Origin of the sequence: Algoriphagus aestuariicola (assembly GCF_017254835.1) — a bacterium.
Taxonomy (GTDB): domain Bacteria; phylum Bacteroidota; class Bacteroidia; order Cytophagales; family Cyclobacteriaceae; genus Algoriphagus; species Algoriphagus aestuariicola.
Genome location: NZ_JAFKCW010000051.1, coordinates 1 through 302 on the forward strand (window position 1 = coordinate 1; position 302 = coordinate 302).

General features: G+C 58.9%; 1 protein-coding gene and 1 pseudogene. Both read right to left on the reverse strand.

The window, feature by feature from the left end:
- A partial coding sequence (locus J0A67_RS23505) for a phage integrase Arm DNA-binding domain-containing protein (RefSeq protein WP_438839605.1) occupies positions 1 to 192 on the reverse strand: 192 nt, incomplete at its 3' end.
- A pseudogene (locus J0A67_RS23135) lies at positions 149 to 295 on the reverse strand (excisionase); the annotation flags it as partial. The pseudogene J0A67_RS23135 and the gene J0A67_RS23505, both read right to left, overlap by 44 nt.
- Positions 296 to 302 lie beyond the last annotated feature (7 nt).

Below are 302 nucleotides of genomic sequence, written 5' to 3' on the forward strand. Positions count from 1 at the left end.
GTATTCTTTACCGGTGCGCGGGTCGCGGTAGCAGTAATAGCCGCCATTACGGACGTAGAGGTTTGGCGGGAGATCGCGCCTTGCGTGGTTTCTGGTTCTTGCCATTGGTGATTCTCTGCAGTAGCTCGCTTGTTGGGCTGCACGGCGTATCGATCCGCACGGCCTGCTCATCAAAAAGATATTCCCGGCCATCCAGCACCGGTGCAGGGTAGATTTTCCCAGCGCGGATCCAGCGGCGAACGGTTTCATGGCTGCGCGGGCGCGGGAGCCGTTTATTCCACTCCCCCAGGGTCAGTTTGTTG